General features: G+C 68.2%; 2 protein-coding genes. Both read right to left on the reverse strand.

What is annotated here, in order from left to right:
• Window positions 1-8,173 (reverse strand): beta strand repeat-containing protein (locus GH737_RS10195; RefSeq protein WP_155264718.1); only part of this gene is annotated, 8,173 nt, incomplete at its 3' end.
• The coding region (locus tag GH737_RS10200) for a ShlB/FhaC/HecB family hemolysin secretion/activation protein (RefSeq protein ID WP_155264719.1) at window positions 8,170-9,917 on the reverse strand (1,748 nt) is incomplete at its 5' end. The genes GH737_RS10195 and GH737_RS10200, both read right to left, overlap by 4 nt.

Genomic DNA, 9,917 nt, shown 5'->3' on the forward strand with positions numbered 1-9,917 from the left:
GTGGCGGCGGCGGTGGCGGCGGTGGCGGTGGCGGTGGCGGCGGCGGCGCGATGCACCCGCCAACCGGGCAACCGTTCAGAAGCGAGTCGCTGGAGAAGGTTCCGGTGGTCTGCACGACGTTGGCGAAATCTTCGCCACCGGTGCTGGTGCCGCCCGAAACCTTGTGGCCGAACAGGACGACCGTCGCCGGCTCGGCGCCCTCGTTGACGATAGTCAGCCCGCCATCTCCGACGCTGATGCCTGCCGGAGAATCGCTCGTGCCGGTGTTCTGCACCATCAGGCTGCTGCCCAGCAGATCGACGAAGATCCCGCCGGCCCGCAGGGAGCCGGCCTGGTTGTCGGCGCCGCTGTTGGTGAAAAGCGCGTCGTTGCGCCCGGCAAAGTTGGGGTCGGCCTCGAGCTGGTCGAGGATCGCCTGATCGGCGACCCACACGTCGTGCGCGGTCAGATTCAGCGTGCCTGCGAGCGCGCCCGCGCTGTCGGTCATGCTGATGCTGCCGCCGGCGTCGGTAATCACTTCGATCTTTTGGCCGGCGTTGAGCGAGATCGAATCCCCGGCGGCTGCATTCATCAGCCCGAGCGCGCCCTGGACGATGATGGACCCGGCAGTGTTGAAGCCGAGGTCGCCCGGAGTCGCGCCGGTCAACTCGGTGCCGATCGGCATGAAGTTGTAGATGTGGATGTCCGGTGCGGGCCCGCCGTCCACGCCGATCGCATTGAAGACGAAGTCGTCGGCGCTGAAGTTGCCCGCCTCGTCGAGCACATATTGGCCCAGCGCCGGCGCGACCGGCGAGGTGCCGACGATGACCGCCTGGTCGCTGACGGCATTCAGCGTGAGCAGGTTGGTCACGCCCAAGACGCCGAGCTCGGCCGAGGGCGCAATGTTGATGTCGCCGGACGTGACGGTGATCGTTGGAGCTGAGACGCTGCCCTCGAAGTCGGCGAGGCCGCCGGCGCTGAGGTCGACGGATTGGGCGGCAGTCACGTCGCCGACCGTCAGGGTCGTGCCCGCGGCCGCCTGCATCGTGCCTGTCGCGACCGGGCCGTTGACGCTGATCGACCCTCCGCTCGCAACCGGCTGAAGCGCAAGCACCACGGCAGGGTCGAACGTGTCGGTGAGGCCGCCATTGTCGACGAACATCGACCCGTCGGCGAGATAGACCTGCCCCGCGGATGGCGTGGTGATCGAAGCGAAGCTCATGTCGCCGCTAACCATCGCCAGGAGCACGTCGCCCGACGTGACATTGCCCGCGACGAGGTTGCCCAGCGTTGCAAAGCCGACGCTGCCGGCGCCGCTCACATCGCCGACGCTGATCGAAGTGCCCGATTCGACCGTGACCGAGAAGCCCTCCGGGTTGCTCGGCAGCCCCGGGCCGGCCGTGATGTTGCCGAGAGTGACGGCGCCGTTAGCCTCGCCGTGCACATCGTCGCTCGCGTTAATGTTGCCGCCGATGACTATGCCGCCGGCGGAGAATTCGAAGCTCCCGGCGGTCACGTCGGTGAAGCTGATGTTTCCGTCGGACTCGAGGTCGAGCAGGCCGTTAACGGCGATGTCCGCTCCGATCAGCGGAACGTTGAGATCACTGCTCGAATAAAGAGCGAGTTCGCCCGCGGCGATCGTGCCGCCGTTGCTGAAACTGAGCGCGACCGAGCCCGTGCCGAGATCGCCCGCCGCCCCGAGCGTCAGGTCGGCCGCGGTCAGGGTTGCTCCATTGGTACTGTCGGCGACGACCGAACCGGCGGTCGCGGTGCCGTTCGACGAAGCGCCTGTTCCGCTTACCGCATCGGCCTCGACGATGCTGCCCAAGCCATTGATGTCGATCGAGGCGCCATCGGCCCCGATCTGCGCTGCGCCTGCGACTGCGCTTCCTCCGGTCGTGGCACCATTGCCGCCGCTGGCGCTGGAACTCATGAACACCGAATTGGCGGTCAGCGGCGCGTTGACCGCCGCGAGGAAGGTGGTGCCGCCAGTGCCGTCGCCGCCGGCGCCGGTCGAGCCGCTGCCGCCAATGCCGTTGGAAAGGATGTTCGTCTGACCGGTGAGGCTGAGTGAACTCCCCGCGTCGAAGACCTGGATCACCGATCCACCCACCGTTTCGATGTTCGTGCTTCCGAATCCGTCGCCACCTGCGGCCCCGTTGCCACCAGTGCCGCTGGAATCGATGGTTACATCGTTCGCAGTGACTGTTGCGCCCTGGTACGCGCTCATCCGCGCATAGCCGCCGGAACCGTCACCGCCCATGCCGGTGCCGCCATCGCCGCCGGTCCCGGTCGAGATGACGTTGACGGTACCCGATAGCTGCGCATCCGAAGCGAGGCGCAGAGCCGCGCTGAAGCCCGTCCCGTCGCCACCGCCAGAGCCGCCGTCCCCGCCGCCGCCGGTAGCGCTGACGAGCACGTTCCCCGTGGCCCTCAGCGTTCCGAAGTTTTCCACGATCGCTTCGCCCGACGTGCCGTCCCCGCCGATACCGGTGGTCGCATTGCCGCCAATGCCGTTGGCGAAGGAATTCAGCTTCAAAGTGTCAACCGTGCCGTTGATCAAGAGCAGGGCGTTTCCGCCCTGTGCGATGCCGCCCGAATCGATGCCGTTGCCGGCCTGTGCCGATGCAGAAGCCTGAACCGTGCCGGTAGCGGTGAGCGATCCATTGATCGTGAGGGTCGAATCGCCGGCCGTTGCCGAACCCCCGTTCTGCCCGTCACCGGCCCACGCGAACGACGTCATCACGAACCCCGCGCCGTCGTTGATCGAGCCGCCGACCGTCGCGCTGCCGTCGATCGTCCCGACGTTCGAGCCCGATTGCGCGTCGCCGCCGTTGCCGGAAACGGTTGTGCCCGTCCCACCCGCGCCGCCGAATCCATTCGCATTGCCGAAGTAAGTCGCGGCACTGAACGTCGCCCCGCTCGCGAGCGCGAAGCTGTTCGATCCGCCCTGGCCGAAGCCACCGTTGCCGCCGGCTCCCGCAGAACCGATGCCGCCGTTGCCGCCGATGCCACGCGCGAACGAAACGAGATCGCCGGTGGTGAAGCTTCCGCCGCCGATCTGAAGGTTCGTGGTGCCGCCGCGTCCGTCGCCGCCGTTTCCGCCGGTCGTGCCGTCCAGGCCCACGCCGCCCTCACCCGTCGTGTTGATGTTCAACGCGGCGAGAGAGACGATCGGGGCGGAGCCTGTCGGCGCATTTACGATGAACGACGCCGAACCGCCCTGCGCAGAGCCACCGGTGCCCGCGCTCGTCCCGCCGAACGCAAGCGCGCGGACAGCGGTCTGCCCGCCAACGTTCACCGTGCCGCCGTTGGCGCTAATCACGATGGAGGCAGTACCGCCCGTCGAAGCGCCGCCGGCGACGGTGCCCGAGCCGCCGTCGAGTTCTCCGTCGTCGTCGAAATCCTTGTTCCCTGTTGCGCTGACGGTCAAGGTGCCGGTGCCGGTGACTTCGAGGTGCCCGCCGTCGATCAGAAGTTGCGCAGTTCCGCCAAGTGAACTTCCACCGGTGCCGTTGCTTGCGTTGCCGCCCGTGCCGGCTGCCTGCACCGCGACGGAGTTGCTGGCCGTCGTCGATCCGGTCAGTCCGAACATGGCAATGCCGGCGTTCCCGTATCCTCCTCCCGTCGTGCCGGAGCCACCATGAGCGTCACTGTTGACGGTGACGTCGGCCAGATTGAGCGAACCTGCGACATTGAGGGTCGCGTCACCGCCATCAGCGTTTCCGCCTGCGCCGTTGGTCGCCGCCCCGCCACTCGCGAGTGCATCCACGTAGAGGCTGCCAAGCGTCACGCTGCCGTTGAAGGTAGCAGTCGACGACCCCCCGGTCCCGTTGCCTCCGCTCGACCCGCCGTCGCCAGCGCCGCCGGCAGCCTCGAGGACAACGTTGCCCGATCCCAAAATCGTGCCGTCGGCTGTCAGCGCGACAGTTCCGCCCGTCGCGTCGCCGCCGGCACCGGTTCCGCCAACGCCGCCGAAATTGTTGGACGCGAGCACGTCAAGACCTTCGAACTTCATGGTCGCGCCGGCACCGATGGCGATCGAGACGTCCCCGCCGCTGGCGCTGCCGCCCGCGTTTGAACCATTGCCGCCGCGTCCCTGTGCGAAGATCTCTCCGCCGTTAAGGTTGAATTGCGCGCCCGCCCCACTGACCGTGACAGCGATGACGCCAGCCGTCGCGGAGCCGCCGTTGATCCCGTTGCCGCCGGTGCCACCCGACTGCGCGTGGAAGCCGGTTCCAGTCAGCTGTGAACCCGCCTGAACGTCGATAGTGGTCGATCCGCCGTTTCCGTCGGCGCCGTTGCCGTCCAGCGGCGAGCCGCCGAACCCGTTCGACGTCGCGAAGCCCGACACGCCGAGATTGGCGATCCCACCGTTGAGGATCGTCATCAAGGTGGTTCCGCCGGTGCCGAGACCACCGGCGATGGTGCCGCCGCCGCCGACGCCGTTTGCCAGAGCGCGGAATTCACCGGTGAGATTGACCTCGCCACCGTCGACCGTGAAGGTCGCGGTACCGCCCGTGCCGTCGCCGCCGGGCGCACTGTCGCCCTGTCCGGCATGCGCCGAGGCGCGAATCTGGAGGTCGGTTGCGTCGATCTGCCCGTTGGCGATGAGGATCGCGTCGCCGCCGTCCGCATCGCCGCCACTGGCGCCGCTGCCGCCATTCGCGCTTGCATCGGCATTGAGATAGCCGGCGCCGATCGTGCCCGTGCCGCCGATCGTCGCCGTGCCGCCCGTCGAGCTGCCGCCGAGCCCGCCGAATCCCAGCGTTCCCTGTCCGCCGAACGACTGAGTGATGACCTGGAAATCTCCGGTCACCGTCGCGGAGCCATCCACCGTCAGCGACGCATTGCCGCCGAACGCCGAGCCGCCGGTACCGCCGCCCGGAGCGTTGCTGTCGCCGCCGTACGCGCCAGCAATGACCAGTGCCGAGCCCGCTGACAGACTTCCCGCCGCGGCGACGTTCAGTGCCGCATTACCACCCCAAGCCGACCCTCCGCTGCCGCCAATTCCGCCGGTCGCGTCAGCTGTCACGGTGACGTCACCGGTGACCGTGACGTTGCCCCGCACATCGAGCGTTGCCGTGCCGTTCGTCGAGTCGCCATTGCCCGCATTGCCGCCGACGCCGCCGTTACCACCGCCTGACGCGGCCGTGACCAGCAGGCTGCCAGCGGTGACAGTCGTGCCCTCGAACGCGGTGAGGTCAGCTGTTCCGGCGAGCGCGCCTCCAGCGCTGCTGCCGTCACCGCCGCGCGCATAAGCATCAACGCTGAGGTCACCAGCGACGGCGAGCGTGGAAGCAGCTTCCGTCGGCACATCCGGGTTCGCCCCGTCGGCTTGCACAGCGGCGACGCCGCCGGTCGCGAAACCTCCGAAGATCGAGCCAGCGCCACCGAAGGCGCCGGAGCTCAGCTGAACTGCGCCGGTGGCAGTGAACTGGCTGCCGGCGTAGGTTTCGATTGCCGCATAGCCGCCCTCGGCCGACCCGCCATTGCCGCCACTGCCGCCGTGTGCCTGCGCGAAGAGCGATCCATTCCCCAACGACACCGAACCCTTGGAGTTGATGATTGCGCCGCCGCAGAGCGCGGTGGCGTCGAGGCACGAGATGTTGCCGCCGGCGACCGCGCTTCCGCCGTCGCCCTGGGCTCCGCCGGTTCCGGCAGCACCGCCGTCGCCGCCCCACGCTCCGGCATCCATGAAGACATCGCCGAAAGTCGCGCTGCCGGTCGTCGCCGTGCCGCCGCTCGGGTTGAAGCTACCGGCCTGGACGCTGCCCCCATAAGCATTTCCGCCGGCCCCGCCGATCTGGCCGTTGCCGCCCGCGCCGCCGACGCCGCCCCATCCCACGGCATGGAGCGAGACGTTTCCGAGCTGCAACTGCCCGCCGGCCGAATCCGCGAGCACGAAGGCGCCGCCGGTTGCTGGCGTATTCGGTGGGGGCGGCACGTAAAGACCGCCCTGCGCATCGCCGCCGACGCCTGCGGCAATATTGCCGCCATCGCCGGCGCCACCGGCCCCGCCCCAAGCCTCGACGTCCAGATCCACATCGCCGGCGCTGATGAGCGAGGTCGGCGCATTGACCGCTTCCGCCTGGACATAAGCGACGCCGCCCTCGGCATAGCCGCCGGCGCCGCCGAAGCCGAGGTCGGCATCGCCTCCGGTGCCGACGGCGTTGAGATTGATCGTGCCGAGTTGCATCGATCCGCCATAGGACTCGAGGCCCGCGTTGCCGCCGAAGCCCGAACCTCCCGATATTCCGGAACCGCCATGGCCGTTGGCGTTGGCGAAGAAGTCGCCTGTCACCTGAATGCTTGAGTTCGCATCCTCGGCTTCAAGGCGAACGCCGCCGCCCTGGCCGTTACCTCCCGCACCGCTCGACGTAATGCTGCTTCCGCCGCCGTTGCCGTCGGCGCTGAGCGACGCGCTGCCGAGCTTGATCGTTCCGCCGTGGGCGAGAAGCGTGACCGATCCGCCGGAGCCGGAGCCGGCCTGGGTCCCGGTGCCGAAAACGTCGCCGCCATAAGCGTCCGCGTTCGCCTGGGCGCTGCCGATCACCGTGAACTTGCCGCCGAGCTCCGCATTGACGACGATCGTGCCGCCGGTGGCGTTGCCGGCGGCGCCGGTGCCGCCGCCGTTGGTGGTCCCGCCCCAAGCGGAGGCGTTGGCGAGAAGGCTGCCCGCCTTGATCTCGCCCGTGCCGAGGCTGTGAAAATTGATCGTTCCGCCCTGCCCGTCGAAGCTGAACCCGTCGCTGTTCGGCCCGCTGAGAAAAGCGACGGCGTCCGCCTCGAGCTGTCCGTCGACCGTGACGAAGCCGCCGTTCGCCGTCACATCTATGGTGCCGCCGGTGGCGCCCCCGCCGTCGCTCGCGCTCCCGCTCGCCTGGAGGTTGAGGTCGCCCAGAACGTGCACCGTGCCGCCGCTGTTCGCATCGACTTCCGCGTGGCCGCCGGTACCGATCGCGTTGGCCCACACTCGCGCGTCGCCATCCACCTCAAGCACATTTCCGGTGCCGCTCGCGAGCAGCTCCGCAATCCCGTTGACGCTCTGCAACGTTAGATCTTGAGTGAACGTGATCGAACCACCGGTCGCGAGCACGGACGCGTCCCCGGTCGCATAGCCGGTCAGCGAGGATGTGTAGGTCCCGGAGCCGATTTCCATCATCGAGTCAGGCGCGTTCGCCGCAATGAAGACGGGGCCGTTGTCGCCTTGGGATACATGGGCCCCGGACGATATGTAGATCGCACCATTTTCTACGTCCGCGCTCACGGCATCGTCGAAGCCGACGGTTCCGCCGAGCAACATCGTCAGCGCCGTGTTCTTGGGAACCGCGACCATGTAGATGCCGTGATTGTCGGTGGCGGCCTGGTTCGCCGGGCCGGTCGTCGAACCGGTGTGGACGACGCCCGCGCCATCGTCCGTGCCGACATCGATGGCGATGTCGAACAGGCCCTGGTTCATCGTCATCGTGACACCTTCGCCGGCAGCATAGGCGGCCGAGCCGTTCACCTGCACGGTGCCGCCCTGCTCGATGCGCGGAGCAATCAGGGCGACGTAGCTGTTGGCCGCCAGCGCCTTGATCTGCGCGCCGCTCGCAATTTGAATCTTCGCTGTCGGATCAGTGGCCATTTGGCCCTGACCGAAGCTCTCGAAGAAGGAGGTGCTGCCCGGATCGAAGGTCGTCGGCTCCAGCGTCGTCAAAAGCAGGCCGCCGACGTCGAACACGGCGGTCGAACCGATCACCAGGCCGTTGGGGCTGTAGAACCAGATCTTGCCGCCGGTGGCTCCGCCATCGACGAGCGAGTTGACCGTCCCGTCGAACTGGATCGCGACCGCGCCGTCCGGGAGGATCCGGTTGAGGACGGTGTAGTCGCCCGCGTTCGCGTCACCCTGGAAAGTTGCCACGTTCCCCGCGGGCAGGAAGACCATGTTCCCGTCCTGATTGATCTCACCCAGTGGGTTCCAGTCGATCGTTGCCGTTGGCGAGCCGACGCTGATCGTCTCGGTCGTGCCGCTTGTCTGGTTCCGGGAGACTGTGCCCGTGGTGGCGGTGATCGAGCCGCGGAATGCACCGGCAACCTGCGCGTGCGCTCTCTGCGGCGTCACGGCCCCGGTGGCGATCGCGGCGGTTGCACAGGAGATGAGCAGCTTGTTGCGGATCGCCCGGTACGCGGGCTGCGCGGTGCAGATCATCGGTTGCTCCAAGGCCAGAGTCGGGTGGTGAGTGAGACGAGGAAGCGCGGGTCGGGGCGGACATTCTCGATCCCGACGCGAGTCAGCGGAACCGCGAGCGCGGCATCGAGCGCGAAGCGGTCGAAGTTGACCCGGGCGCCCGCGCCGACCGAATTCAGGTGGTCGGACTGGCGGACGACGAACAATTTGTCGTGATTGCCGACCTGGGCGTGGTCCCAGAAGGCATAGCCCTCGATGGCGGCCCTGCGCGCGCGTGTCGGAACCCGGCTGCCAACGCGGATCTCAGCCTGCGTTCCGAAGCCCTTGTCGCCCAGCAAAGTGCCGGGATCGTAGCCGCGCCCGACGGTGTAATTGCCGGCCGAGAATTCCTCGAAGCTGAGCAGCGCCTTCCACGCATATTGCACGCGGGCGCCGAGCGCCAAGGTCAGCCTGGGGATGGGCCGGAACTCGCCGTAGCCGGTGTAGCGCAGGACGGCGGCGTCGGACTGGCCCTCGATGCGGCTCGGCGGCACCTCGCCGGGCCCGAGGCAGCGAGCGCCGAGCGGCCCGCAATCGTCGGTCGCGCCGAAAATGTGCAGGCCCTTGCGAAGCTCGATCTGATTGGCGACGCGCCACGGCGGCTCGCTGCCCGAATCGACCGGAGTCGCGTCGAAGCCGAGGCGCAGGAAGCCGACGCGGAGGCGGTCGCGCGTCAGCTTGATGCCGTCGAGCTTCACGTCCTGATTGACGTAGTCCATGCCGCCGGACGCGCGGAACGTCTGGGCCTGACGGCGGACAAGCGGATAGCCGAGCTCGAACGTGTTGAGCAGGGTGCGGGCGAGAACCTTGGAATCGGGCACGGTCGGCCTTGCCCAGGCGTAAGTGAAGCTGTCGCCAATGCTGAGGCCCTGCGGACCGAGCCGGAAGTCGTGGCCGATCTGAACCGTCTGCTGCTCGTGGAGGTCGGCGGTGCTGAACACCGACAGTATGGTGCGGTCGCCGAGGCCCGTCAGGCCGAACACCTCGCCGCGCAACAGCCCGCCCCATGGGCCGAGCGCTTCGGAGCCGCCGTTCTGGACATTGAAATCGACATAAGCGGGAGTGCGCTGGACAGTGACGTCGCCGACCACGTCGCCGGGCGCCGCGCCCGCCGGGCGAAGCGTGAGCCGAACGGTGTAGCCCGGAAGGTCGCTCGCGAGCAGCAAATAGCGCTCGGCCTCGAAGCGGTTGAACACCGGCTGCTTCGTCAGTTGGTTGAGGTAGCCGGCAATGATCCGCTCGGCGCCCGTCGCGTCGCCGCGCACGCGCACCTGGGTGAGGTGCGCCATGAGCACGCGGAAGCGGAGCGTGCCATCGGCGATCTTCTGCTCGGGCACCTGGACAGCGGCGATGTAGCCCGCGTCGCGAAGGATGGTGCCGGCGCGATCGCGAATTTCGCACACGACCGAGATCGGGACGTCGCGGCCGACGTAGGGCGCGTAAGCGCTTGCCAACTGCTCGGCGGTGAGACCTCTGAGTCCGTCGAATTCGGCGCCGCGCAGGACGAAATGGATAGACTGATATTCGGGCCCGTCGAGCGCGCACGGGGAACGCTCGACGCCCCCTTCGACTTCGAGCTTCGGCGCACCGGGGATCGGCGCCGGCGCCGGCGGTCGGGTGACTTCCTCGCGCGTCGGCGGAAGCGGCAGTGGCTGTGGCTGCGTAGTCGGCGCCGCCGATTCGCGCATCTCCTCGGCTCCGCAGTCCTTCTCGCATTGCCCGCTCC

This window comes from Sphingomonas segetis (genome assembly GCF_009720245.1).
In the GTDB taxonomy this organism is placed as follows: Bacteria; Pseudomonadota; Alphaproteobacteria; order Sphingomonadales; family Sphingomonadaceae; genus Sphingomicrobium; species Sphingomicrobium segetis.